We start from the raw sequence: 24,661 nt of genomic DNA, 5'->3' as shown, positions 1-24,661 counted from the left end.
AGCCGCGATTATGCGAGCGGGCACCCGCTCCCGGACGCCGCCCGTCGTCCGGGCGCATACGCCCGGCTAGCTGCCGCTGAACAGCTGCGCCATGGTGCGCCGCAGCCAGGCGTTGCCCGGGTCCGCGTGGAAGCGCTCGTGCCAGTGCTGCTTCACCGCGTAGTCCTGCAGCGCGAAGGGCGGCTCCAGCAGCTTCACCGGCTCCTGCGTGGCCAGCACCTTGCCCAGGATGCGCGGCACCACCACCAGCAGTTCGGTCTGGGCCACGATGCGCGCCACGCTCAGGAAGCTCGACAGCCGCGCCACCACGTTGCGCTTCAGCCCCAGCCGCGCGAGCGTGGTGTCGACGATGGCGTGCCCCGTGCCCGAGGTCGACACCACCGCGTGCGCCTCGGCCTCGAAGCGCTTGCGCGTGAGCTTCGTGCCGATGCGCGGATGGTTCTTCGCCGCCAGGCAGACGAAGTTCTGCATGAAGAGCGTCTGCTGGTAGAAGCCCGCGTCCAGCTGCGGCATGAAGCCCACGGCGAGGTCGACTTCGCCGTCCTGCAGCCGGCGGCCGCTGATCGTGGAGATGATCTCGGTCTCGATGTGCACCCCGGGCGCCGACCGCCGCAGGTGGTCGAGCAGGCCGGGCAGCAGCACCACTTCGCTGATGTCGGTCATGCAGATGCGGAAGCGCCGCTGCGCCTGCGCGGGATCGAAGCTGCTGCGGTTGCCCTGGGCCTGCGCCAGTTGGACCAGCGCCTCGCGCAGGTTCGGGTAGATGCGCTCGGCGTGCGGCGTGGGCTGCATGCCCTGCGCGGTGCGGGTGAACAGGCGGTCGTCGAAGTGGGCGCGCAGCTTGTTGAGCGCGGTGCTGGCCGCCGCCTGCGCCATGCCCAGCCGCTCGGCCGCCTTCGAGACGTTGCCGGTCTTGTAGACCTCGTCGAACACGGCGAGCCATTCGAGATCGAGCTTCGACATGCGGGACTCCTGCTTGCTTACGGCAAAAGACACCATTATCGAAATTTCGAATTCCGTGTATTGGCTGTCGGTCTTGAGGAAATAGTGGTGCGGGCCAACAATGCCGCCAACGGAGACACCCGCCCCATGAAACCCGCCCCCTCGAATGCGGCCGAGCGCCGCGACTACTACGACCGCATCCGCCCGCTGCACCTCACGCCGCTGTGGGAGTCGCTGCACGCACTCGTGCCGCGCGAGCCGCAGACGCCCTGCGTGCCCGCCCTGTGGCGCTACGACGAGATCCGCCCGCTGCTGATGCAGTCGGCCGATCTCATCACCGCCGAGGAGGCCGTGCGCCGCGTGCTGGTGCTGGAGAACCCGGCGCTGCCCGGCAACTCGTCGATCACGCAGTCGCTCTACGCAGGGCTGCAGCTCATCATGCCGGGCGAGGTCGCTCCCTCGCATCGTCACGTGCAGTCGGCGCTGCGCTTCATCGTCGACGGCAAGGGCGCCTACACCACGGTGGGCGGCGAGCGCACCACCATGTACCCGGGCGACTTCATCATCACGCCCTCATGGGCCTGGCACGACCATGGCAACGAGGGCATCGGCGGCAGCGTGGAGCCGGTGGTGTGGCTCGACGGCCTCGACATCCCGATGCTGCGCTTCTTCGACGCCGGCTTCGCCGAGAACGACGACTCCAAGGTGCAGCACGTCTCGCGCCCCGAGGGCAACAGCCTCGCGCGCTTCGGCCACAACATGGTGCCGGTGCGGCACGACCACGCGTCGGCCACCTCGCCGATCTTCAACTACCCCTATGCGCGCAGCCGCGAGGCGCTGGCGCAGCTGCAGAAGCAGGAAGCGCCCGACGCCTGGCTGGGCCACAAGCTGCGCTACATCAACCCACTGACGGGCGGCTCGCCGATGCCGACCATCTCGACCAACCTGCAACTGCTTCCCAAGGGCTTCGCGGGCAAGACGCACCGCGCCACCGACGGCGCCGTGTACAGCGTGGTCGAAGGCCACGGCACGGCCGAGATCGCCGGCCAGCGCTTCGCGTTCGGCCCGCGCGACACCTTCGTCGTTCCCTCGTGGGCGCCGCTGAAGCTGTCGTCGCCGGGCGAAGACGCCGTGCTCTTCAGCTTCTCCGACCGCCCCGTGCAGCAGGCCATGGGCATCCTGCGCGAAGCCTTCCTCGAAGACGCCTGAAGCCCGGGCGATCGTTCTTTCTTGCCGTTTCTTTCTTCTTGACCGTGTGCCGCCCCGAGCGGCAGGAGCCTCCCATGTCCTTCGTCTTCACGCCTCCTTCCATCGTCGGCCTGCCCATCGTGGGCTCCGACCAGCAGTTCCCCGTGCGCCGCGTCTATTGCGTCGGTCGCAACTATGCGGCCCATGCGCGCGAAATGGGCTTCGACCCCGACCGCGAGCCGCCTTTCTTCTTCTGCAAGCCGAACGACGACGCCTCGGTAGTGCCCGTGTTCGACGGCAAGGGCGCGTCCATTCCCTACCCGCCGCTCACGAGCAACTACCACTACGAGGCCGAGCTGGTGGTCGCCATCGGCAAGGGCGGCGCCAACATCCCGGTCGAGCAGGCCGCCAGCCACATCCACAGCTACGCCGTGGGCCTGGACATGACCCGCCGCGACCTGCAGATGAAGATGCGCGAGCAGGGCCGCCCGTGGGAGATCGGCAAGGCCTTCGATTTCTCCGCGCCCATCGCGCCGCTGCGCACGCTGGCCGACGTGGGCGAGATCAACGCCGGCGCCATCGTGCTCGAAGTGGACGGCGAAGTGCGCCAGAAGAGCGACATCACGCACCTGATCTGGTCGGTGAACGAAGTCATCGCCAACCTCTCGACGCTCTTCACGCTGCAGCCCGGCGACCTGATCTTCACCGGCACGCCCGAAGGCGTGGGCGCGGTGAAGCCGGGCCAGACCATCAAGGTGAGCATCGAGCGCCTGCCGTCGCTGACCGTCCGAATCGACTGACTGAATCCTCCGGAAAGCGCGGGCCCGCCATGACTCCATCGAAGAACCCTCCCACCGTGCTGCTGGTCGGCGGCGGCATCGGCGGCATGGCCGCCGCGCTGGCGCTCGCGCGCCTGGGCGTTTCCATCGACCTGCTCGAGCAGAGCGCCACCATCGGCGAGATCGGCGCCGGCCTGCAGCTCGGCCCCAATGCCTTCGCCGCGCTCGACGCGCTGGGCGTGGGCGAGGCAGTGCGCCGGGGCTCGGTGTTCACCGACCGGCTGGTGATGATGGACGCCGTCGACTGCGGCGAAGTGGCCTCGGTGCCGGTCGGCGAGGCCTTCCGCGCACGCTTCAAGAATCCGTATGCGGTGAGCCATCGCGCCGACCTGCACGGTGCGATCCACGAGGCGGTGAAGCAGCATCCGCTGATCCGCTTCCACACCTCGGCGCAGGTCGAGTCCATCGACCTGGGCGGGCAGGGCGCACACGCGGTGACGGTAGTCACGCGCGACGGCCGCAGCTTCAAGGCCGACGCCATCGTGGGATGCGACGGCGTGAAGTCGGTGGTGCGCGGCAAGCTCATCGGCGATGCGCCGCGCGTGTCGGGCCATGTGGTGTATCGCGCAGTGGTGCCCGCGGCCGACATGCCGGCCGACCTGCGCTGGAACGCACCCGTGGTCTGGGCCGGCCCCAACTGCCATCTGGTGCACTACCCGCTGCGCCACGGCGAGCAATACAACCTGGTCGTCACCTTCCACAGCCGCGAGAAGGAAGAGTGGGGCGTGACCGACGGCAGCAAGGAAGAGGTGCTCTCGTACTTCGAGGGCGTGCATGCGCGCCCCCGCCAGCTGCTCGATCGCCCGACCTCGTGGCGCCGCTGGAGCACCGCGGACCGCGACCCGGTCGAGCGCTGGAGCGAAGGCGCTGCCACGCTGCTGGGCGACGCGGCGCATCCGATGATGCAGTACCTCGCGCAGGGCGCGTGCATGGCGCTCGAGGACGCCGTGACGCTCGGCGAGGCCGTGAAGGCCTGCGGCTTCGACATGCCCGCCGCCTTCAAGCTCTACGAGGCGGCGCGCGTCGCCCGCACGGCGCGCGTGGTGCTGTCGGTGCGCGAGATGGGGCGGCTCTATCACGCCAAGGGCGTGGAACGCCTCGTGCGCAACAGCCTCTGGCCGGGCCGCACGCCCGAGCGCTTCTACGATGCGGTCGAGTGGCTCTACGCCTGGCGGCCCGAGCGCTGCCTGGACGACGCGCCGGAGTCGCTGCGTCCTTCGGGCGCGGCCGTCGCCGAAGCCGTGGCGGCGCTCTCACCGCACTGAAGCAGTTTTCTTTCAGCATTCATAACCATCGAGGCCGAAGGCCCAGGAGACAAGAGACATGAACTTTTCGCGCGCGCTGCTGACGGGCTTCCTGGCCCTGACGGCCACTGCCGGGGCACTGGCCCAGGCTTCCGACTACCCGAGCAAGCCCGTGACCCTGGTCACGCCCTTCGCCGCCGGCAGCGGCCCCGACGCGGTGCTGCGCCTCGTCTCCGACAAGCTCTCGCGCCTGTGGAACCAGCGCGTGCTCGTCGACAACCGGCCCGGCGGCGGCGGCTTCATCGCCATCGACCAGGCCCGCCGCGCCGCGCCCGACGGCTACACGCTGCTGCAGCTCGACAGCGAGCACATCGCCGCGCTGCCGCACCTGTACAAGTCGCGCAACTTCGTGACGCTGCAGCACTTCGACCCGGTGGCATCGCTCTTTCGCACGCCCTTCTTCGTGGCCGTGGCCACCGAGTCGAAGTGGAAGAACATGGGCGACCTGATCGCCGCCGCCAAGGCCAACCCCGACGGCATCGTCTACGGCTCGTGGGGCGTGGGAAGCCCGGGCCACCTGGGCGCGCAGCAGCTGGAGGCGCTCACCGGCATCCGCATGCGCCACGCGCCGTATCGCGAGGTGTCGCAGCTCTACTCCAACGTGGGCACCGGCGAGGTGCCGTGGGCCTTCGCGAGCATCCCGTCGAGCCAGGGCATCTACAAGGCCGGCAAGCTGCGCTACATCGCGGTCGCGGCGAGCAAGCGCATCCCGCAGATGCCCGACGTGCCGACCATGGCCGAGGCGGGCGGACCCGCATCGCTGGAGGTGAATTCCTTCGTGTCGCTGCTCGCGCCCAAGGGCGTGCCGGCGGCCATCAAGGCGAAGATCAATGCCGACGTGGCCAAGGTCATCGCCGATCCCGAGATCCGCGCCCGCTTCGACACCTTCGCCTTCGAGCCGCTCGCATGGTCGCCCGAGGAAATCGAGCGCAATGCCGAGGCCAAGTCGAAGGTGTACGGGGAGCTGGTGCGCAGGGGCAACATCAGCCTCGAATAGCGGAGGGCTCGGCTTGCCCGGTGTCTTCTCAGGCAGTTAAGCTGACCCTCTCAGGTTTTTGACAACTTTTTCACACTTTCCCTTCATGCACGCCACCAAGAGAGCCCTTTTGATCGCCTGCGGCCTGGCCGCCGCTGCCGCGCTGCCCCTGAGCGCCAGCGCACAGAACGCCGCCTGGCCGACCAAGCCCATCCGCCTGCTGGTGGGCTTCCCCGGCGGCTCCACGCCCGACATCGCCGCTCGCACCATCGCCGAGCCGCTGTCGAAGGCGCTGGGCCAGCCGATCGTGGTCGACAACAAGGCCGGCGCCTCGGGCAACATCGCGGCCGACCAGGTGGCCAAGGCCAACGACGACCACACGCTGGGCCTCGTCATCAACGGCAACCTCACGTCGTCGAAGATGCTGTATCCCAAGCTGCCGTACGACCCGGTCAAGGACTTCACGTATCTCTCGCTGATCGCGACCGCGCCGCTGGTGCTGGTGGCGCAGAACAACCTGCCCTCGGGCACCGCCTTCTTCGACGAAGGCCGCAAGGCCGGCGACAAGTGGAACTACGGCTCGGTGGGCATCGGCTCGGTCGGCCACCTGGGCATGGAACTGCTCAAGACCCGCGTGCCCGGCTTCAAGCCCGAGCACGTGCCCTACCAGGGCAACCCGCAGGTCATCACCGCGATGCTGGGCGACCAGGTGCAGATGGGCCTGATCCCTCCGGGCGTGGCCATGCCGCAGATCAAGGCCGGCAAGCTCAAGGCCATCGGCCTCACGGGCGGCCGCAGCGCGCTGGTGCCCGAGATCCCGCCGCTGTCCGACGCCGGCGTGAAGGACTTCAACCTCGAGGTGTGGGTGGCGCTGCTGGGCCCGGCCAACCTGTCGAAGGTGGCGCAGGCGCGCATCAGCCGCGAACTCGAAGCCGTGATGAAGAACCCCGACGTGCGCCGCAAGCTCTTCGAGCAGGGCTGGCAGGCCGTGGGCACCTCGCCGGACGGCATGCGTACGCGCGTCAACGAGGAAGCCGCGATCATGACCAAGATCATTTCCGCCCGCGGCATCAAGTTGCAGTGAGCACACCCCCAGGCTTCGCGCACTTCGTGTCGCTTCGCCAACCCCCTTGCAGGGGGCAACACCGACGGACCGGCAAAGCCGGATCCGCGGTGTTTCCCGAAAAGACATCCATGGATCTATTTGAATGACTTCCACATTGCATGAACCGGCGCGCACGCTGCCGGTGTTCGGCGAGTACGACGTGGTGGTGGTCGGCGGCGGCCCCGCCGGCATCGCGGCCGCGGTGAGCGCCGCGCGCCATGGCGCCAACACGCTGCTGGTGGAGCGCTACGGCTTCCTCGGCGGCATGGGCACGGCCGGCGGCGTCACCAATTTCGCGGGCCTGTACGGCAAGCGCAAGGGCGAGATGACGCAGCTGGTGCGCGGCGTGGTCGACGAGCTCATCGACCGCATCGCCGCGCTCAACGGCATGAACCAGCCGCAGAACGGCATGGGCGGGCGCATCTGCGTGCGCTCCTACGACACCTCGGCCTACAAGCTCGCCGCCGACCAGCTGCTCGGCGAAGCGGGCGTGAAGCTGCTGTTCCACGCGCTTGCGGCCGCCGTCGTGCTCGACGGCAAGCGCATCGCGGCACTGGTGGTCGAGACCAAGTCGGGCCGCCAGGCCATTCGCGCCAACGCCTTCATCGACGCCAGCGGCGATGCCGACGTGGCCGCCTTCGCGGGCGTGCCCTTCGAGGTGGGCGACGGCCACGGCAGCGGACTCTTCCCGACCACCATGTTCCGCATCGGCCAGGTCGACGCACCGGCTGCGCTGGAGGCGGTGGGAGAGTTCAAGGCCATCAACGACTTCATGGCGCGCGCCGAGCAGCAGAAGCCGGGCGTCTACAAGTTCCCGCGCGAAGGCGCGATCCTGCGGCCCAACAAGGACCCGCGCGAGTGGCGCGCCAACGTCACGCAGATCCGTAATTCGCAGGGCCGGGCGATGAACGGCGTCGACGCGCGCGAACTCACCGAGGGCGAGCTCGAGGGCCGCCGCCAGATCACGGAGTACTTCAGGTTCCTGAAGGCCGAGGTGCCGGGCTTCGCGCAGTCGGCCATCGTGGAGATCGCGCCGCAGGTCGGCATCCGCGAGACGCGGCGCATCCAGGGCCTGTACGCGCTCGGGCGCGAGGACATCCTGGGCTCGGCGAAGTTCGACGACAACATCGGCCTGAACGCCTGGCCCATGGAAATGCACGCCGACGGCCGCATCGAGTGGGCCTTCCCGCGCGACGAAGCCAACGCCTACAACCACCTGCCGTGGCGCATGCTTGTGCCGCAGACGCTCGACAACCTGCTGGTGGCCGGGCGCTGCGCATCGATGACGCACGAGGGCCAGTCGGCCGCGCGCGCGAGCGGCGGCTGCTTCGTCATGGGGCAGGCCGCGGGCACGGCGGCGGCGTCGCTGGGCGGCGGCAGCTTCGCGCAGGTGGACGTTCCGGCGCTGCAGGAAAAGCTGCTCGCCGACGGCGTCGACCTCGACCGCTGAGCGCGGCGGCGCGCTAGAGTCCGGGGCTTGATGAACTCGAACCCCGGACGAAACGTGCACTTCCCTTCGCTGTCGACACCCGCGCGCCGCACCCTCCTGGCGCTGTCCTGCGCCGCCATCGGCCTCTCGCTGGCCGGCTGCGCCAGTACTCCCGAAGGCGAGCCGGTGCACGGCAAGGACCGGCTGCTGAGCTTCTTCGCGGCCAAGGACGGCCGCAAGGTCGCCATCGCCGGCGAGAACTACCACTACGTGTTCGACGGCGATCCCTCCGTGGCGGCGCTGCTGCGCTGGGAAGGGCGCACCAAGGTCACGCCCGCGCTGCTGGGCGAGTTCAAGGTGGCGCGCAACCAGAGCTTCGAGGGCCAGTACGTGCTGATGGCCTTCGACGCCGACCTGACGCCCGAAGACCGGGCCTTCCTGATCCAGACCGGCTTCGCCAAGACCGACGCGAAATACGGCGACCGGCCCGGGCCGTCGCTGCGCTACTTCGGCACCGTCTACGGCAAGCGCTATGCGGCGGTGCCGCTGAAGTCGGCCGACACGGTCGACTTCTCCCGGCGGCAGTACCTGGGCTATGTCGAGCAGGAAACGCTCAGCGCCCCCTTCAGCAAGGCCGCGCCTTCGCCGCTGGTGTATGCGGACGACGGCTCGCTGCTGCTGTCCGGCGTGCCGGTGCGCGTGGTGCAGGGCGGCACGGACTACGGCTGCCGCGCCCGCCTCATGGGCGTGTGCTTCTACAAGTAGCCGAGTAGCGGGAGAGCGGCGGGAGGCAGCTGACCGGCCCGCGACAGCCTGCGGGCGCGGGCTTTGCTATGGTCGAGGGTTGCCTTTTCGACAGTTTTGCCTCCTTCCCCGATGACCACCGATCCCGCCACCGCCTCCCGCCTCGTCAACGAACTCGTCGCGCTCATGCAGCTCGAGCCTCTGGGCGGCGACCGCTTCAGGGCCCAGAGCGAGGACATCGGCACGCCAGCCGTGTTCGGCGGCCAGGTGCTGGGCCAGTCGCTGATGGCCGCGAGCCTCACCGTGGGCGCCGAGCGCCCGGTGCATTCGATGCATGCCTACTTCCTGCTGCCGGGCGAGCATGCGCCCATCGAGTACAGCGTCGACCGCGTGCGCGACGGCCGAAGCTTCACCACCCGCCATGTGGTGGCGCGCCAGCAGGAACGCATCATTTTTGAGATGTCCGCCTCGTTCCAGACCGTGGACGAGGGCGTCGAGCACCAGTTCGACATGCCCGAGGTGGATGGCCCCGAGGGCCTCATCAGCGAACTCGACCAGCGCATCGCGCTCGGCGACCGCCTGCCGGAGCCCTGGCGCACCAAGGCGATCCAGCCGCACGGCATCGAGTACCGCCGCGTAGACCCCGAAGACCTGATCGCACCGCAGGTGCGCCCGACCTCGGCGCAGAGCGCCATCTGGATGCGCGCCATCGCGCCGCTGCCCGACGACCCGATGGTGCATCGCGCGCTGCTGGCCTACGCCTCCGACCACGGCCTGCTGCGCGCCGCCATGCTGCCGCACGGCCTGAGCTTCATGAGCGGCCAGGTGCGCCCCGCGAGCCTCGACCACGCGATGTGGTTCCACCGCGATTTCCGCATGGACGACTGGCTGCTGTACGTGCTCGACTCGCCCAGCGCGGGCGGCGCGCGCGGCCTGTGCCGCGGCAGCCTCTATTCGCGCGACGGCCGGCTTGTTGCCTCGGCCGCGCAGGAGGGCATGCTGCGCATCAGGAAGCCGGCGGCTCGTTCGTGACGAGCGTGGGCGGCAGCCCGTCGCGGCTGCGCTCGTCGAGCAGCCGCTGGTAGTTGTCGCGCAGCAGGATGCCGGCGTAGTACACGTGCTCGCGCATCAGCTGCTCGGCGCGGGCCGCGTCGCCTGAAATCACGGCCTGCACGATGCGGTGGTGGTCGTCGTGCGAACGCAGGATCACGCCGTGGTCGTTCCACAGCATGATCCGGTCCGACGCGAAGGGCACAGCCTGCGCCTGTGCGCCGAAGCGCACCACCCACGGGTTGCGCGCGCCGTGCATCAGCGTGTTGTGCAGCTTCACGTTCATCTGCTGGTAGGGCGCCAGGTCTTCCACCAGCAGCTTTCCCTTCGCAAGTATTTCGTCGCCCTCGCGCAGGCATTCGCGCAGCAGGGCGGCGGTGGGCTCGTCCACGCCCAGCGAGGCGAAGCGCCGGCAGGCCAGGCCCTCCAGCACCGAGCGCACCTCGTAGGCCGCGAGGATGTCCTCGAGCGCGAAGGCGCGCACCAGGTAGCCCTTCTTCGGCTGATGGTCGATCAGCCCTTCCATCGCCAGCGCGGCCAGCGCGGCGCGCACCGGCGTGCGCGACACCTTGAGGCTTTCGGCAATGGGCACTTCCTCCACGCGCATGCCCGGCGAGAGCCTGCCGTGAAGGATCCAGGTGCGCAGCGTCTCTGTGACTTGTTGGGAGAGTGTGTCCATGTCAGGTATACATGATGCCGTGAAATTGAACGAATAGTTCGAGTTGTTAGGGTAAACGAGGGCGCATGAATGATTTCATGTATACACAATGCGGCCCTCGATCAACTTTCAAGCCGCCCCTGCGCGGCCCGGAGACCCTTCAGCCCATGGCGGACCATCATGCACAACCCCACGGCCGGCTGGCCCTCGTGACCGGCGGCGGCCGGGGCATCGGCGAGGCCGTGTGCCGCCGGCTCGCGGCCAGCGGCTATCGCGTCGTCGTCGCCGACATCGACGGCGGCAACGCGCGCGCCGTGGCGCAGTCGCTGGGCGAGGGGCATCACTTCCGCCAGTTCGACGTGAGCGATGAAGCGGCCGTCGAGGCCGTGTTCGACGACATCGAGGGCAGCATCGGCCCCGTCGCCGCGCTGGTCTGTGTGGCCGGCGTGCTGCTGATGCCGGGCGGTGAGCGCTCCCTCATCAAGGACACCACGCTCGAAGACTGGGAGCGCACCTTCGCCGTGAACGCGCGCAGCGTGTTCCTCTGCGGGCGTGCATACCTGCGCCGGCGCGAGGCGAAGCCCGTGGCGCACGGGCGCATCGTCACCTTCGGCTCGGTGGCGGCGCAGCTCGGCGGCTATCGCTCCAGCGCCACCTATATCGGCGCCAAGTCGGCGGTGCTGGGGCTTACCAAGGCCATGGCGCGCGAATCGGCGCACATGGGCATCACCGTCAATTCGGTGGCACCGGGCCTGATCGACACCGACATGCTGCGCGGCACCGTGCGCAGCAGCGGCGCGCTCGACGCGGCCGCCGCCAACATCCCGCTCGGGCGCATCGGCACGGTGGACGACGTGGCGGGCGCGGTCGACTACCTGGTCTCGGAACAGGCGGCGTACATCACGGGCAACGTGATCGACGTCAACGGCGGCTACCGCATGCAGTGACACGGCAACGCACCGGTCCTTCACCCCTTCATTCCAACGAACGGAGACAGCTCATGAAAAAGAACTTCCTGATTTCTGCATTGGCCCCCTTCGCACTCGGCGCGGCGCTCTGCGCGGCCTCGCCCGCCGCGCTCGCGCAGGCCGAGCCCGGCCTGACCGACAAGACCATCAAGATCGGCATGTTCTCGCCGATGTCGGGCGCGTCGATGAACTACGGCTTCGACGTCATCAACGCCGCGAAGATGTACTACGACAAGGTCAACAAGGAAGGCGGCGTGAACGGCCGCAAGATCGAGCTCGTGGTGGAGGACGACCGCTGCAACGCCAACGACCTGCTGGCCGCGGTGAAGAAGCTCACCGAGCAGGACCAGGTGTTCCTGCTCAACGGCGGCTCCTGCTCGGCCGCCGTGGTGGGCGCGCGCGAATACGTCGAGCGCGCGAAGATCCCGCTGGTGATGCTCAACGCCTCGGGCGACGGCGCGCTGTATCCGCCGTCGAAGTACATCTACGGCGCGTTCTCCATCTCGCAGCACGCGGTGGGCGGTTCGATGGTGCAGTTCGCGAGCGAGCACCTCAAGGCCAAGAAGATCGGCTACATCAACCACGACGACGCCTACGGCGGCTGGAACCTGGAATCGGCCCAGGCGCAGGCCAAGGCGCTCGGCGGCATCGACCTGCAGGTGCAGTCGGTCAACCCGAACATCACCGACGTCACGGCGCCCATGCTGAAGATCAAGGCCGCCAACCCCGACGTGCTGCTGCTCACAACCTACGCGCGCCCCGTGAGCCTGATCGTCAAGCGCGCCTTCGAGCTCGGCTTCAACAAGCCCATCGTGCTGGCCGTGAACTCCACCGCCGACCTGAAGCAGCTGGTGGAGAACGTGGGCAACAAGGACGCCTTCAAGAACGTCTACATCCAGGAAGTGCTGGCCGACGTGCCCGGCGGTCCCAAGCTGAAGTGGGTGTACGACATGTACAAGGCCTCCTACCCCGACCTGGCCTCCAAGCCCGGCTACCCGCAGACCTACATGCCCTACGGCATTCCCTCGGCCATGGCGGTGGTCAACGCGCTGAAGGCCGCCGGCCCCAGCCCCACGCGCGAGAAGGTGCTCACGGCGCTGTCGACGATGAAGTTCGACTCCGGCGTGATGGCCGGCCCCATCGAGTTCGGCCCCGACGACCGTGCCGCGCAGGAGGCGGCCATCTACATCAAGTTCGACGCAACCAACATGACGCTCGTGCCCGGCAGCTACAAGAGCGTGTGGAAGTACAAGCCCTGAGGGCGGCCGCGAACCCATGAGCCTTTCCGACATCTGGCTTTTCGTGCAGCAGGGCGTGCTGTCCGGCATCGTCACCGGCAGCGTCTACGCGCTGCTCGCGGTGGCGATCGTCATGGTCTTCAAGACCACCGACGTGCCGAACTTCTCGCAGGGCGAGATCTTCATGGCCGGCGGCTACGCCGCGCTCTTCCCGCTGGTGGTGTGGGGCTGGCCCTACTGGGGCGCGGTGCTCGCGAGCATCGCGGTCACGGCATTGCTCGCGGCGCTCTTCCAGCGCGTGGTGATGCAGCGCGTGACCGCCTCGCGCGGCGTGGGCGTGCAGCTGGTGATCGCCACGCTGGGCTTCGCCTACCTGCTCAAGGGCCTGGTGCGCAAGACCGGCCTGGGCGACACGCCGCGTTCGCTGCCCTCGCTGGTGCCGCAGGACCCGATCATGATCGGACAGGCCTCGCTCACGCTGCTCGACCTCGCCATCTTCGGATCGGCCGTGGTTGTGATGGTGCTGCTGTACCTGATGTTCACGCGCACACGCACCGGCCAGGCCATGCGCGCGGTGGGCATGAACCCGCGCGGCGCGCAGATCGTGGGCGTGAAGCTCGGCAGCATCCGCATGCAGATCTGGGCGCTCACGGGCGTCATCTCGGCCATCTCGGCGCTACTCATCACGCCCAAGATCCTCATCACGCCGGACATCGGCCACATCGCCATCCTGGCCTACGCGGCCGCCATCGTCGGCGGCTTCACCAGCCTGCCGGGCGCGGTGGTGGGCGGCTTCATCATCGGCATCGTCGAGAACCTGGTGGGGCTCTTCATTTCGTCCAACGCCATCGTGGTCGCGCCCTTCGTGGCGATCATGGTGGTTCTGCTGGTGCGCCCGCAGGGCCTGCTCGGCGGAAAGCCGCAGGTGAAGAAGGTATGAGCGTGTCTCCTGCTTCTTCTTCATCTCCGTGGCGCGACCGCGCGGTGCTGCTGGCGATGGCGCTGGTGCTCGCGGTGCTGCCCTTCACCACCAGCGGCTACGTGCTGTACGTGGTCAACCTGCTGATGGTGTTCACCGTGCTCGCGCTCGGCATGCACCTGGTCATCGGCGAGACGGGACAGTTCGCGCTCTCGCACGCGGCCTTCTTCGGCATCGGAATCTACACGGCCGGGCTCATCAACAACCAGTGGCAGCCGCCGTTCTTCGTCTCGATCCTCGCGGGCGCGGTGCTCTCGGCCGCGCTGGGCTGGGTCATCGGCCTGCTGGCGCTGCGCATGCGCGACATCTACCTCGCACTCGCCACCTTCGCCTTCGGCGAGGCGATGCAGTGGGTGTTCCTGAACTGGGAGTCGGTGACCAACGGCTCCAACGGCCTGCAGATGAAGCCGGCCTCGCTGGGCGCCCTGCAGCTGATGAACGACCTGCAGGCTTATCCCTTCGTGGTGGCCATCGCGGCGCTGATGCTGTGGCTCACGGTGGCGCTGTCGCGCTCGCGGCTGGGCTCGGCGTTCCGCGCGGTGCGCGAGAGCGACGTGGCGGCCGTGGCCATGGGCGTGAACACGCGTGCGGTGAAGGTCACGGCATTCGTGCTGTCGGCGGCCTTCGCGGGCGTGGCGGGTGGCATGTACACGCTCTTCACCTCGTTCATCCATCCGGAGAGCCTGGGCTTCCAGACCACCATCCTGATCCTCACGATGGTGGTGGTGGGTGGCCTCGGCTCGGTGCGCGGCGCGGTGGCGGGCGCCATCGTGTTCGGCCTGGTGTCGGAGCTGCTGCGGCAGGCGCCGTCGTACCAGGAAATCATCTACGGCGGCATCCTCATGCTCTTCATGATGTTCCTGCCCAAGGGCATGGCGTCGCTGTTCGCGGCGCGCCGCAAGGCGCAGCGCGCAACCTCGGTCAACGCGGCGGAGGCCGTGCGATGAGCACGACGGCATTCCTCGATGTGCGCGACATCAGCGTGGTGTTCGGCGGCCTCAAGGCTGTGAACGGACTCTCGTTCCAGGTGGAGCAGGGCCGCATCCATGCGCTGATCGGACCGAACGGCGCGGGCAAGTCGACCACCTTCAACTGCATCTCGCGCTTCTACACGCCCAGCAGCGGCAGCGTGACCTTCGAGGGCCGGGAGCTCACGCGCGTGTCGCCGCACCGCATGGCCTCGCTGGGCATCGCGCGCACCTTCCAGAACCTGGAGCTCTTCGCCGAGCTGTCGGTGCTGGAGAACGTGCTGCTCGGCACCCATGCGCGTGCCGCCGGCACGCTGGGACGCCTGCTGCGCCGGCCCGATCGCGAGACCGAGGACTACGCCCTGCACCTGCTGGAGCGCGTGGGCCTGGCCGACGAGCGCGACCAGCCCGCGCGCGACCTCGACTTCGGCCGCCAGAAGCTGCTGGAGCTGGCGCGCGCGCTGGCCATCAAGCCCAGGCTGCTGCTGCTCGACGAGCCGGCAGCGGGCCTGCGCAACCGCGAGATCGAAAGCCTCGACCGGCTGCTGAAGGAGCTGGTGGCGAGCGACGGCATCACCGTGCTGCTGGTCGAGCACGTGATGCAGCTGGTGATGTCGATCTCGGACCGCATCACCGTGATGGCCTTCGGCGAGAAGATCGCCGAGGGCACGCCTTCGGAAATCGGCAGCAATGCGCGCGTGATCGAGGCCTATCTGGGCAAGGGAAATGGAAAGGGAGCCGCGCATGGCTGAGGAAGCACTGTTGTCGCTGCGCGGCATCTCGGCGGCGTACGGCCGCATCCAGGCGCTGTGCAACGTGTCGGTGGAAGTGCCCGAGGGGCAGATCGTCGCGCTGCTCGGCAGCAACGGCGCTGGCAAGACCACCACGCTCAACTGCATCTCGAACATCGTCGATTGCACGGAGGGCGAGGTGCGCCTCGCGGGCGAGCGCATCGACCGCCTCGGCTCCGACGCACTGGTGAAGCGCGGCATCGTGCAGGTGCCCGAAGGCCGGCAGGTGTTCCGCGACATGAGCGTGCGCGAGAACCTCGACCTCGGTGCCTACCTGCGGCGCGACCGTGCGGGCATCCGCAACGACCTGGAGGCGGTGTACGGCATGTTCCCGCGCCTGAAGGAGCGGCAGGGCCAGATGGCCGCCACGCTATCGGGCGGCGAGCAGCAGATGCTGGCCATCGGCCGCGCCGTGATGGCGCGCCCGCGCGTGATGCTGTTCGACGAGCCGTCGATGGGCCTTTCGCCGCTGCTGGTGGAGCAGATGTTCGGAATCATCGAGCGGCTGCACCGCGAACAGAAGATCACCATCCTGCTGGTCGAGCAGAACGTGCAGCTCGCGCTGGCGGTGTCGAGCTACGGCTACATCCTGGAGAACGGCGAGATCTCGCTGCACGGCCCCGCTTCGCAACTGGCCGACGACGAAGCGGTGCGCCGCGCCTACCTCGGCGTCTGACGGCGCCTTCGCAAAAGGAAACTTCATGCTTCTCGAAGACAAACTCGCGCTCGTCACCGGCGCGGCGCGCGGCCTGGGCGAGGCCATCGCGCGCCGCATGGCGGCCGAAGGCGCGCGCGTGCTGGTGGTGGACCGCGACCTCGACGTGGCCCGGCAGGTGGCTGCATCGATCCGCGAAACCGGTGGTCGCGCTGATGCAGACAGCGTCGACGTGAGCGACGCCGCGGCGGTGGACGCGCTCGCGGCACGCATCGCGGCATCGCACGGCGACATCGACATCCTGGTGAACAACGCCGGCATCTCGGCACGCTCGAAGTTCGACGAGCCCGGCGCGCGCGAGGCCTGGGACCGCGTGATGTCGGTCAACCTGCAGGGCGTGTTCAACGTGACGCAGGCCTTCGTGCCGGCGCTCAAGCGCACGCACGGCAGCATCGTGAATCTTTCTTCCATCGTGGCTTTCGGCGCGGGCATCTCCTCGGCCGGCTACGTGGTGGCCAAGGGCGGGGTGCGCTCGCTCACGCAGGTGCTGGCGCGCGACCTCGCGCCGTACGGCGTGCGCGTGAACGCGGTGGCGCCGGGCCTGATGGTCACCGACATGACGGCCGGCCAGCGCGAGACCGAGCATGGCACCGACTGGTACCTGAGCCGCGTGCCGGTCAAGCGGCACGGCGAGGCCGACGAGATCGCCGGGCCCGTCGTCTTTCTCGCGTCCTCGATGGCGAGCTACGTCAACGGCGTGGTGCTGCCTGTCGACGGCGGCTACCTGGCGGTCTGACGGCCGCCTTCCAACGGAACAAACATGAACAACAGCAGTGAAGAAAAGCCGCTCGTCCTCGTGACCGGCGGCGCCAGCGGCATGGGTCGCGCCATCGTCGAGCGCATGGCGCGCGACGGCTGGCGCGTGGTGATGGCCGACTACAACGGCGAGCTCGCGCAGCGCGAGACCGATGCGCTGCTCGCCGAAGGCCTCGACGTGGAATGCCGTGCCATTGACCTGACCGACGAGCCGGCCGTGCGCGCGATGGTGCAGGCGCTGCCGCCGCTCACCGCGCTGGTCAACAACGCGGGCATCTTCGACGAGCGCAAGTTCATGGACGTGAGCTCCGCCGACTTCCGCCGCATGTACGAAGTCAACCTGCTTGCCGTGGCCACGCTCACGCAGGAGGCCGCGCGCAAGATGGCCGATGGCGCGCGCATCGTCAACATCGCCTCGCGCGCCTACCTGGGCGCGAAGAACCATCCGCACTACGTGGCCTCGAAGGCCGCACTGGTGGGCTACACGCGCGCCAGCGCGATGGAACTCGCGCCGCGCGGCATCATGGTCAACGCCATTGCACCGGGGCTCATCGACACGCCGCTGCTGCGCGCGCTCACGCCCGAGCGGCTGGCCGCGCAGCTCGCGCTGCAACCCACGGGCGCGGCCGGCCGGCCTGAGGACATCGCCAACGCCGTGGCCTTCTTCGCATCGCCCTCGACCTGCTTCGTGACCGGACAGGTGCTCTTCGTCGACGGCGGCAAGTCGCTCGGCGGCTCGGGGGCCTGATGGCGCAGCAGCAACAGCAGAAAGACAAGAGCGAGTACGACGTCATCGTCATCGGCAGCGGCGCGGGTGGGCTTTCGGCCGCGCTCACCGCGAAGCTCGAAGGGCTCGACGTGCTGGTGGTCGAGAAGACCGACCGCATCGGCGGCTCGACTGCGATCTCCGGCGGCGCGGTATGGGTGCCGCTCAACGACCAGGCGGAAGCAGCCGGCCATCCCGACACGCGCGAGAAGGCACTGACCTATCTGCAGAACACCGTGGGCGCCGCCGGCGACGAGGGGCTGCGCCACGCTTTCCTCGACGCCGGCCCGCGCGCGCTGCGCTACCTGCGCGAGCGCACCGACGTGAAGCTCGCGGCACGCACTTACTCGCCCGACTACTACCCCGACCGCGAAGGCGCTGCCATGGGCGGGCGTTCGCTCGACCCCATCGAGTTCGACGGCCGGCTGCTCGGCGCGCACTTCAAGACATTGCGCGACCCGCTGCCCGAGTTCTGCGTGCTCGGCGGAATGATGGTGAATATGACGGACGTGAAGCACCTGCTCGGCGTCTGGCGTTCGTTCGCTTCGTGGAAGCACGGCGTGAAGCTGGTGCTGCGCTATTTCGGCGACAGGCTGAGCGGCCATCATCGCGGCACTCGCGTGTTGCTGGGCAATGCGCTGGCGGCACGGCTCTTCCACAGCGTGTTGAAGCAGGGCATTCCGTTCTGGCTCGACACGCCGGCATTGGGGCTCGAGCAGGACGCGGGCGGCAAGGTCACCGGCGTGAAGCTGAGCCGCGATGGCAAGGAAATCACCGTGCATGCGCGTCGCGGCGTGGTCGTCGCTACCGGTGGCTTTCCGTGGAATGCGGCGATGCGCGGCCAGCACTATCCGGCACCCACTGGTCCGTATTCGATGTCCCCGCAGGACAACGTCGGCGAAGGCATCACCATGGCGCGCGAGGCCGGCGGCACGCTCGGCACCGGGCATGCGGGGCCGGCGCTGTGGGCGCCCGTCTCGTTGCTCACGCGGCCCGATGGCAGCGTGCTGCGCTATCCGCACCTGGTGTGGGACCGCGCGAAGCCAGGGCTCATCGCGGTCGATGCGCGGGGCGATCGCTTCGTCAACGAGTCGACCTCGTACCACGAGTTCGTGCGCGGCATGTACCGCGCGAACGACAAGGCCACGAGCATTCCGGCGCTGCTGGTGTGCGACAGCGACTTCGTCGAGAAATGGGGCCTGGGCCTCGCATTGCCCGGCGGGCGGCCGCGCGAGCATCTGGTGCGCGCGGGATATCTCTTCCGCGCCGACACACTGCAGGACCTGGCGAAGCAGGCGGGCGTGGACCCGGCCGGGCTTGCACGCACCGTCGCCGCATACAACCCGCCCGCCGCGCAGGGGCAGGATCCGGCCTTCGGCAAGGGCGGCGACGCCTACAACCGCTACCTCGGCGACCCCGACCATCAACCCAACGCCTGCCTCGCCCCGCTGCAGAAGGCGCCGTTCTACGCGGTGAAGGTGTACCCGGGCGACATCGGCACCGCGCTCGGCATCCGCGCCGACGGCAACGCCCGGGTGCTCGATACGCAGGGCGCTCCCATCGCGGGCCTCTACGTGGCCGGCAACGACATGCATTCGGTGATGGGCGGCGAGTACCCCGCGCCTGGCATCACGCTCGGCCCCGCGCTAACCTTCGGCTGGGTGGCCGGCATGCATCTGGCGCACGGCTCCGAGGCTCAGCTCTGAAACGCAAGCTCCCAGCATCATCATCATGAAAATCTTCTTCTCTCCTGCTTCCCCCTTCGTGCGCAAGTGCATGGTCGTGGCCCACGAGCTCGGCATTGCCGACCGCATCGAGAAGCTGCCGAGCGCGGCCGGCCCGGTGAAGCGCGACGCCACCATCATCCCGAAGAACCCGCTCGGCCAGGTGCCCACCTTCATCACCGACGACGGCCAGGTGCTGTTCGACAGCCGCGTGATCTGCGAGTACCTCAACGCTACGCAGTCGGGCAAGCTGTTCCCGTCCGACGGCAAGGAGCGTTGGGCCCGCCTCACCGAATTGGCGCTTGCCGACGGCATGACCGGCGCCGCCTTGCTCGCACGCTACGAGAACGTGCTGCGCCCCGAGGAACTGCGCTGGGCCGATTGGACCGACGGCCAGCTCGCCAAGGTGCGCACCGGCCTTGAATGGCTGGAAACCGCCGCCCCTTCATTCGGCGACCGCGTCGACATCGGCACCATCGCCTTCGGCTGCGCGCTGGGCTACATGGACTTCCGCTTTCCTTCGGTGGACTGGCGCGCCGAGGCGCCTAACAGCGCGAAGTGGTTCAAGGCGTTCAACCAGCGGGCTTCGATGCAGGCGACCTTGCCTACGGCCTGAGTTTTTTCTTTCGGGGTGCGATCACGCCGACGGGGTGCCTTGCTCCGCGAATGTCCCCGGCGGCCTGTGCATGCCCCCGGACATCGCCGAAAGTCTCCACTTGGCAGGAGATCCGAATCCTTGGCTAAATGCGAGCTCTCGCATGAACCAAGGAATCCCGAATGTCTTCTGAAGACCAGAAAAAAGTAGCCATCGTCACCGCAGGCGGCAGCGGCATGGGTGCCGCCGCGGCACGCAAGCTCGCCGATGACGGCTTCCGCGTGGCCATCCTGTCATCGTCGGGCAAGGGCGAGGCGCTGGCCGCCGAGCTGGGCGGCATCGGCGTGACGGGCTCCAACCAGTCGAACGACGACCTCAAGCGCCTCGTCGACAAGGTCGTGGCCCAGTGGGGTCGCGTCGACGTGCTGGTCAACAGCGCCGGCCACGGCCCGCGTGCACCGATCCTCGACATCACCGACGAAGACTGGCATCGCGGCATGGACGTCTACCTGCTGAGCGCCGTGCGTCCCGCGCGGCTCGTCGCGCCGCTCATGGTGCAGCAGGGCGGCGGCGCGATCATCAACATCTCCACCTTCGCGGCCTTCGAGCCCGACCCCGTGTTCCCCACCTCGGGTGTGTTCCGAGCCGGCCTCGCGGCCTTCACCAAGCTCTTCGCCGACACCTATGCCGCGAAGAACGTGCGCATGAACAACGTGCTGCCCGGCTTCATCGACAGCCTGCCCGAGAAGGCCGAGTTCCGCTCGCGCATTCCGATGGGCCGCTACGGCAAGAGCAGCGAGATCGCCGCCGTCATCGGCTTTCTCGCATCGGAAGGCGCGGGCTACATCACCGGGCAGAACCTGCGCGTGGACGGCGGCATCACGCGATCGGTGTGAGGCCTCCATGAAGACCCCCGCGCAGGCGTTGGAAAATTCGCGCCGCACCGTCCAGTCCTACGACGCGCATGCCCGCGAGTACAACGCGATCGTGGCCGAACATCCGCTGCAGCCCGAAATCGCGGATTCGATGCGACGGATGATGGAGTTCGTTCCCGCCGGCGGCAGCGTGCTCGAGATCGGCTCCGGTCCGGGGCGCGACGCCGACTTCGTCGAGTCGCTGGGCGGCCAGGTCCGGCGCACCGACGCGGCGCAGGCATTTCTCGATCTGCAGGCGCAGCGGGGCAAGAAGGGCGAGCTGCTCGACGTCGTGACCGATGCGCTGGGCGGGCCCTACGACGCCGTCCTCGCGATGTGCGTGCTGATCCACGTCGATCGCGCGCAGGTACCCGGGGTGCTGCGCAAGGTCTTCGATGCACTAGTGCCCGGCGGCGTCTTCCTGGTGTCCATGCGCGTCGGCGAAGGCGAGAAGACCGGGGAGTACCACACCGTGTGCTGGGATAAGGACCGGTTCGCCGCGGAGCTCGTGGCGGCCGGCCTGCACCCCTGCTGGGAGATGGAGCGCGTCGGCCGCAACGACGAGGCGTGGGTCTACTTCCTGGCGCGTCGCCTGCGGCCGTGAGCTGCTGGCGAAGCTGCCTCTACACGCCCAGGTAGCGCGTCCACAGCGACCGGTCGGCATCCAGCGCGGCCGAGTCGCCCTGCCACACCACGCGTCCGCGTTCGAGGATCACGTGGCGGTTGGCCAGCGGCAGCAGGCGCTGCACGTACTTGTCGACCACCAGGATCGCTTCGCCCTCGGCCTTGAGCGTGGCGATGCAATGCCAGATCTCCTCGCGGATCACCGGGGCCAGGCCTTCGGTGGCTTCGTCGAGGATCAGCAGGCGCGGATGTGTCGACAGCGCGCGTGCAATCGCCAGCATCTGCTGCTCGCCGCCCGAGAGCTGGTTGCCCGCGTTGGCCTTGCGTTCCGACAGACGGGGGAACAGGCCGTAGAGCGCCTCCAGGGTCCAGCGCGGCGCGCTGCCCGGACGCGGCCTTGCGAAGGCGCGCAGGTGCTCGTCGACGCTGAGGTTCGGAAACACATGCCGACCCTCGGGCACGATGGCCACGCCGCGCCGCGCGATGGCGTCGGGCTTGTGTCCTCCGATGGCCGCGCCGCCGAAGTGCACGCTGCCGCGCATCGGCGAGAGCGTGCCCGTCAGCACCTTCAGCAGCGTGCTCTTGCCCATGCCGTTGCGCCCGAGCAGCGCGAGCACTTCGCCGGGGCGGATGTCGAGGTCGATGCCGAACAGCACCTGGCTGGCGCCGTAGCCGGCTTCGATGGATTTCGCTTCGAGCAATGTCATGGTGGCCGTGTTCATGAATGGCCTTCGGCTTCGGTGCCGAGGTAGACGGCCTGCACGTCGGGATGGCCCCGCACTTCGTCGGCGGTGCCGCTCATCAGCACCTTGCCCTGCACCAGCACGGTGAGCCGGTTGGCGAGGCGGAACACCGCGTCCATGTCGTGCTCGATCAGCAGGATGGCCATCGACGCGCGCAGCGACTCGATCAGCTCCACCATGCGCGCCGATTCGTCCGGTCCCATGCCGGCCATCGGTTCGTCGAGCAGCAGCAGCTTGGGCTCGGCCGCGAGCGCCAGCGCCACGTCGAGCGCGCGCTGCGCGCCGTGCGGCAGCGTGCCTGCGATGCGCGTGCGCTCGGCGCCGAGGCCGACGCGCTCGGCCAGCGCCACGGCGCGATCGACGAGATCGCGCTCCTTCGCGCGCGGCGCCATGAAGCGCAGGCTGGTGCCTGCATGCGCCTGCGCCGCGAGCATCAGGTTGTCGTGCACGGTCTCCTTCGGGAACACGCGCGTCACCTGGAAGCAGCGCGACATGCCGGCGGCCACGCGCTGGTGGTCCTTCAGCTTCGTGATGTCGGCTTCGTCGAGCAGGATGCGCCCGGCATCGGCTTTCAGCAGGCCGGTGATCAGGTTCACCAGCGTGGTCTTGCCCGCGCCGTTCGGTCCGATCAGCGCATGCACCTCGCCGCGTTCCACGGTGAGGCTCACATGGTCGGTCGCCAGCAGTCCGCCGAAGCGCTTGACCAACCCTTCGATTCTGAAAAGGCTCATGACTTGCTCCCTCGCCCCTCTGGGGAGAGGGTTGGGGTGAGGGGCATGCGGCGCTTGTACAGGGCAGCAAGTCCCTTGGGTGCCCACAGCGCCACGGCGATCAGCAGCAGCCCGAGCGGCATGTGCCAATGCTCCGTGTGCTGCTTCAAGGCTTCTTCGAGCACCAGCCAGACGACGGCACCCACCGGCCCGCCCCAGCTGCGCCCCAGCCCGCCGATGACGACCATCACCAGCAGCGTGGCCGACTGCGTCCAGTGCATCGTCGCCGGGCTCACGAAGCCGTTGCCGCCAGCGAGCAGCGCACCGGCCAGCCCGGCGATGGAGCCCGCGATGGCGAAGGCCACCAGCTGCAGACGGAACACCGGATAGCCCAGCGCCCGCATGCGCGTCTCGTTGTCGCGGATGCCCATCAGCGCATGGCCGAAGCGCGATTGCGTCGCGCGGTGCAGCCACCACAGCGTGAGCGTCACGATCGCCAGCACCACCCAGTAGAAGTTCGCCTCGTTGCCCAGGTCCAGCCCGGGCAGGAGCGTGGGCCGCGACATCAGTGTGTAGCCGTCGTCGCCGCCATAGCGGCGCAGCGACACCACCACGAAGTACAGCATCTGCGCGAAGGCCAGCGTGGTCATGATGAAGTACACGCCGCGCGTGCGCAGCGCCACCGTGCCGATCAGCGCGGCGACAAGGCCGGCCACGAGCGCGGCCGCGGGCCACATGATCCAGCCCGACATCACGCCGGAGTCGCTGAGCGCCACCACCGTGTATGCGCCCACGCCGATGAAGCCCGCGTGCCCCAGCGCCACCATGCCGCCGAAGCCGAGGATGAAGTTGAGGCTCGCGGCGGCCAGCGCCACGACGAGCACGCGGCGCACGAAGCCGATGTAGAACTCGAGCCCGAAGACGGGCGCGAGCAGCGGAAACGCCGCGAGCAGCACGAAGAGCAGCCCGAGGCCGATGTAGCTTGACGATGTCTTCATGCGCGTGCCGAGAAGAGCCCGGAGGGCCGGAAGATGAGGACGACCACCATCAGCGCGTACATCGCGACTTCGGCGAACAGCGGGCCCAGGTCGGCCGCGGTCGCCGGTGGCAGCGTGGCGCGCAGCAGCATCGGCACGAAGGCGCGGCCCACGGTGTCGACCACGCCCACGAGCAGTGCGGCCACGAAGGCGCCGCGCACCGAACCGATGCCGCCGATCACCAGCACCACGAGCGCCGGAATCAGGATGGCCTCGCCCATGCCGACCTGCACGGCGACGATCGGGCCCATCAGCGCGCCCGCCAATGCGGCCAGCGCCGCGCCGAGCAGGAACACGCCGTTGAAGATGCGGCCCACGCGCACGCCCATCAGCTCGGCCATCGGCCGGTCGGAGGCGCCCGCGCGCACCCGCATGCCGATGCGCGTGTGGTTCACCAGCAGGTACAGCGCCAGCGCCACCAGCAGGCCGCCGACGAGAATGACGAGGCGATAGGCCGGGTAGGGCAGGCCCTCCATCAGCTCGACCGGCCCCGAGAGCGCGGCGGGCGTCGGCGCCATCACCGGCGAAGGGCCCCAGGCCATCTTCACGATGTCGTCGGCCACCAGGATCACGCCGAAGGTGGCGAGCACCTGCGCGAGGTGATCGCGCGTGTAGAGCCGGCGCATCAGCAGCACTTCGAGCAGGAGCGCCACGACCACCGTGACCGCCACCGCAATGACGATGGCCGCCGCGAACGAGCCGGTGCGCGTGTGCGCCTCGGCCGCCACGTATGCGCCGGCCATGAAGAGCGAGCCGTGCGCGAGGTTCAGCACATCCATGATGCCGAACACCAGCGTGAGCCCCGCAGCCAGCAGGAACAGCATCAGCCCGTAGCCGAGGCCGTTGAGCAGCTGCTCGAGAACAAGAATTCCACTCATAGAACCATCAGGAGGGTTGC

General features: G+C 68.6%; 26 protein-coding genes. 20 read left to right on the top strand and 6 right to left on the bottom strand.

From position 1 onward, the window contains the following. Nucleotides 1-66: 66 nt before the first annotated feature. Complete coding sequence (locus tag BMY35_RS34390) at nt 67-963, bottom strand: LysR family transcriptional regulator (protein ID WP_093209150.1); 897 nt, start codon at nt 961-963, stop codon at nt 67-69. A 126-nt stretch (nt 964-1,089) separates the two neighbouring features. Here BMY35_RS34390 and gtdA point away from each other — a divergent pair, with 126 nt between their 5' ends. The 8 genes from gtdA (at nt 1,090) to BMY35_RS34350 (ending at nt 9,559) form a co-directional block, all read left to right on the top strand. Beyond that, nucleotides 1,090-2,151: a gentisate 1,2-dioxygenase gene (gene gtdA, locus BMY35_RS34385; RefSeq protein ID WP_093209260.1), complete on the top strand. Its 1,062-nt coding sequence runs from the start codon at nt 1,090-1,092 to the stop codon at nt 2,149-2,151. Nucleotides 2,152-2,225: 74 nt separating this feature from the next. Next, nucleotides 2,226-2,930 (top strand): fumarylacetoacetate hydrolase family protein, encoded by a 705-nt coding sequence (locus BMY35_RS34380; protein WP_093209147.1) that lies wholly within the window; start codon nt 2,226-2,228, stop codon nt 2,928-2,930. A 29-nt stretch (nt 2,931-2,959) separates the two neighbouring features. After that, nucleotides 2,960-4,234: a 3-hydroxybenzoate 6-monooxygenase gene (locus BMY35_RS34375; RefSeq protein WP_093209144.1), complete on the top strand. Its 1,275-nt coding sequence runs from the start codon at nt 2,960-2,962 to the stop codon at nt 4,232-4,234. 58 nt (nt 4,235-4,292) lie between these two features. Then, the gene (locus tag BMY35_RS34370; RefSeq protein WP_093209142.1) at nt 4,293-5,270 is read left to right on the top strand and encodes a Bug family tripartite tricarboxylate transporter substrate binding protein; all 978 of its coding nucleotides are present in this window, start codon (nt 4,293-4,295) and stop codon (nt 5,268-5,270) included. A gap of 85 nt (nt 5,271-5,355) precedes the next feature. Then, nucleotides 5,356-6,333, top strand: coding sequence for a Bug family tripartite tricarboxylate transporter substrate binding protein (locus BMY35_RS34365; protein WP_093209139.1), 978 nt, complete (start codon nt 5,356-5,358; stop codon nt 6,331-6,333). Nucleotides 6,334-6,457: 124 nt separating this feature from the next. After that, nucleotides 6,458-7,804: an FAD-dependent oxidoreductase gene (locus tag BMY35_RS34360; RefSeq protein ID WP_093209137.1), complete on the top strand. Its 1,347-nt coding sequence runs from the start codon at nt 6,458-6,460 to the stop codon at nt 7,802-7,804. 54 nt (nt 7,805-7,858) lie between these two features. After that, a complete protein-coding gene (locus tag BMY35_RS34355) occupies nt 7,859-8,548 on the top strand; it encodes a hypothetical protein (RefSeq protein WP_240652251.1) in 690 nt (229 codons plus the stop codon). Between the two features lie 111 nt (nt 8,549-8,659). Then, entirely contained in the window at nt 8,660-9,559 is a 900-nt protein-coding gene (locus tag BMY35_RS34350; protein ID WP_093209131.1) for an acyl-CoA thioesterase, read from the top strand. Here the strand turns inward: BMY35_RS34350 and BMY35_RS34345 are convergent. Further along, complete coding sequence (locus tag BMY35_RS34345) at nt 9,534-10,256, bottom strand: GntR family transcriptional regulator (protein ID WP_093209128.1); 723 nt, start codon at nt 10,254-10,256, stop codon at nt 9,534-9,536. The genes BMY35_RS34350 and BMY35_RS34345 overlap by 26 nt on opposite strands. 146 nt (nt 10,257-10,402) lie before the next feature. Between BMY35_RS34345 and BMY35_RS34340 the strand changes: the two genes are divergently transcribed. The 12 genes from BMY35_RS34340 (at nt 10,403) to BMY35_RS34285 (ending at nt 21,253) form a co-directional block, all read left to right on the top strand. Next, nucleotides 10,403-11,182 carry an SDR family NAD(P)-dependent oxidoreductase gene (locus BMY35_RS34340; RefSeq protein WP_093209126.1) on the top strand — a complete coding sequence of 260 codons (780 nt, stop codon included), beginning with the start codon at nt 10,403-10,405 and terminating at the stop codon, nt 11,180-11,182. Between the two features lie 53 nt (nt 11,183-11,235). After that, nucleotides 11,236-12,462, top strand: a complete 1,227-nt coding sequence (locus tag BMY35_RS34335) for an ABC transporter substrate-binding protein (RefSeq protein ID WP_177213778.1) — start codon at nt 11,236-11,238, stop codon at nt 12,460-12,462. Nucleotides 12,463-12,478: 16 nt separating this feature from the next. After that, nucleotides 12,479-13,381, top strand: coding sequence for a branched-chain amino acid ABC transporter permease (locus tag BMY35_RS34330; protein ID WP_093209123.1), 903 nt, complete (start codon nt 12,479-12,481; stop codon nt 13,379-13,381). After that, nucleotides 13,378-14,367: a branched-chain amino acid ABC transporter permease gene (locus BMY35_RS34325; protein WP_093209120.1), complete on the top strand. Its 990-nt coding sequence runs from the start codon at nt 13,378-13,380 to the stop codon at nt 14,365-14,367. The genes BMY35_RS34330 and BMY35_RS34325 overlap by 4 nt, the downstream gene beginning before the upstream one ends. Then, entirely contained in the window at nt 14,364-15,140 is a 777-nt protein-coding gene (locus BMY35_RS34320; protein WP_093209118.1) for an ABC transporter ATP-binding protein, read from the top strand. Before BMY35_RS34325 ends, BMY35_RS34320 begins: the two co-directional genes overlap by 4 nt. Then, on the top strand, nt 15,133-15,855 hold the full coding sequence (locus tag BMY35_RS34315) for an ABC transporter ATP-binding protein (RefSeq protein ID WP_093209115.1): 723 nt from the start codon (nt 15,133-15,135) through the stop codon (nt 15,853-15,855). The genes BMY35_RS34320 and BMY35_RS34315 overlap by 8 nt, the downstream gene beginning before the upstream one ends. A 25-nt stretch (nt 15,856-15,880) precedes the next feature. Continuing rightward, a complete protein-coding gene (locus tag BMY35_RS34310) occupies nt 15,881-16,630 on the top strand; it encodes an SDR family NAD(P)-dependent oxidoreductase (protein ID WP_093209112.1) in 750 nt (249 codons plus the stop codon). 24 nt (nt 16,631-16,654) lie between these two features. Next, on the top strand, nt 16,655-17,398 hold the full coding sequence (locus BMY35_RS34305) for an SDR family NAD(P)-dependent oxidoreductase (RefSeq protein ID WP_093209110.1): 744 nt from the start codon (nt 16,655-16,657) through the stop codon (nt 17,396-17,398). After that, entirely contained in the window at nt 17,398-19,122 is a 1,725-nt protein-coding gene (locus BMY35_RS34300; RefSeq protein WP_093209107.1) for an FAD-dependent oxidoreductase, read from the top strand. Before BMY35_RS34305 ends, BMY35_RS34300 begins: the two co-directional genes overlap by 1 nt. Before the next feature lie 25 nt (nt 19,123-19,147). Further along, nucleotides 19,148-19,756: a glutathione S-transferase gene (locus BMY35_RS34295; RefSeq protein WP_093209103.1), complete on the top strand. Its 609-nt coding sequence runs from the start codon at nt 19,148-19,150 to the stop codon at nt 19,754-19,756. A 161-nt stretch (nt 19,757-19,917) separates the two neighbouring features. Further along, entirely contained in the window at nt 19,918-20,631 is a 714-nt protein-coding gene (locus BMY35_RS34290) for an SDR family oxidoreductase (RefSeq protein WP_093209100.1), read from the top strand. 28 nt (nt 20,632-20,659) lie between these two features. Further along, nucleotides 20,660-21,253, top strand: a complete 594-nt coding sequence (locus BMY35_RS34285; protein WP_256230429.1) for a class I SAM-dependent DNA methyltransferase — start codon at nt 20,660-20,662, stop codon at nt 21,251-21,253. A 19-nt stretch (nt 21,254-21,272) separates the two neighbouring features. On the opposite strand, the gene BMY35_RS34280 is transcribed toward BMY35_RS34285, so the two are convergent. The 4 genes from BMY35_RS34280 to BMY35_RS34265 are packed head-to-tail and all read right to left on the bottom strand — an operon-like array spanning nt 21,273 to nt 24,641. Next, nucleotides 21,273-21,995 carry an ABC transporter ATP-binding protein gene (locus BMY35_RS34280; RefSeq protein ID WP_093209095.1) on the bottom strand — a complete coding sequence of 241 codons (723 nt, stop codon included), beginning with the start codon at nt 21,993-21,995 and terminating at the stop codon, nt 21,273-21,275. Beyond that, entirely contained in the window at nt 21,992-22,747 is a 756-nt protein-coding gene (locus BMY35_RS34275) for an ABC transporter ATP-binding protein (RefSeq protein WP_093209092.1), read from the bottom strand. Before BMY35_RS34275 ends, BMY35_RS34280 begins: the two co-directional genes overlap by 4 nt. Next, complete coding sequence (locus tag BMY35_RS34270) at nt 22,744-23,724, bottom strand: branched-chain amino acid ABC transporter permease (protein WP_093209090.1); 981 nt, start codon at nt 23,722-23,724, stop codon at nt 22,744-22,746. Before BMY35_RS34270 ends, BMY35_RS34275 begins: the two co-directional genes overlap by 4 nt. Beyond that, on the bottom strand, nt 23,721-24,641 hold the full coding sequence (locus tag BMY35_RS34265) for a branched-chain amino acid ABC transporter permease (RefSeq protein ID WP_093209087.1): 921 nt from the start codon (nt 24,639-24,641) through the stop codon (nt 23,721-23,723). The genes BMY35_RS34270 and BMY35_RS34265 overlap by 4 nt, the downstream gene beginning before the upstream one ends. Nucleotides 24,642-24,661 lie beyond the last annotated feature (20 nt).

The sequence above is a fragment of the Variovorax sp. YR750 genome (genome assembly GCF_900109805.1).
Taxonomy (GTDB): Bacteria; Pseudomonadota; Gammaproteobacteria; order Burkholderiales; family Burkholderiaceae_C; genus Variovorax; species Variovorax gossypii.
The sequence above is the reverse complement of the archived record's forward strand: the minus strand, read 5'-3'. Positions and strand labels throughout refer to the sequence as shown.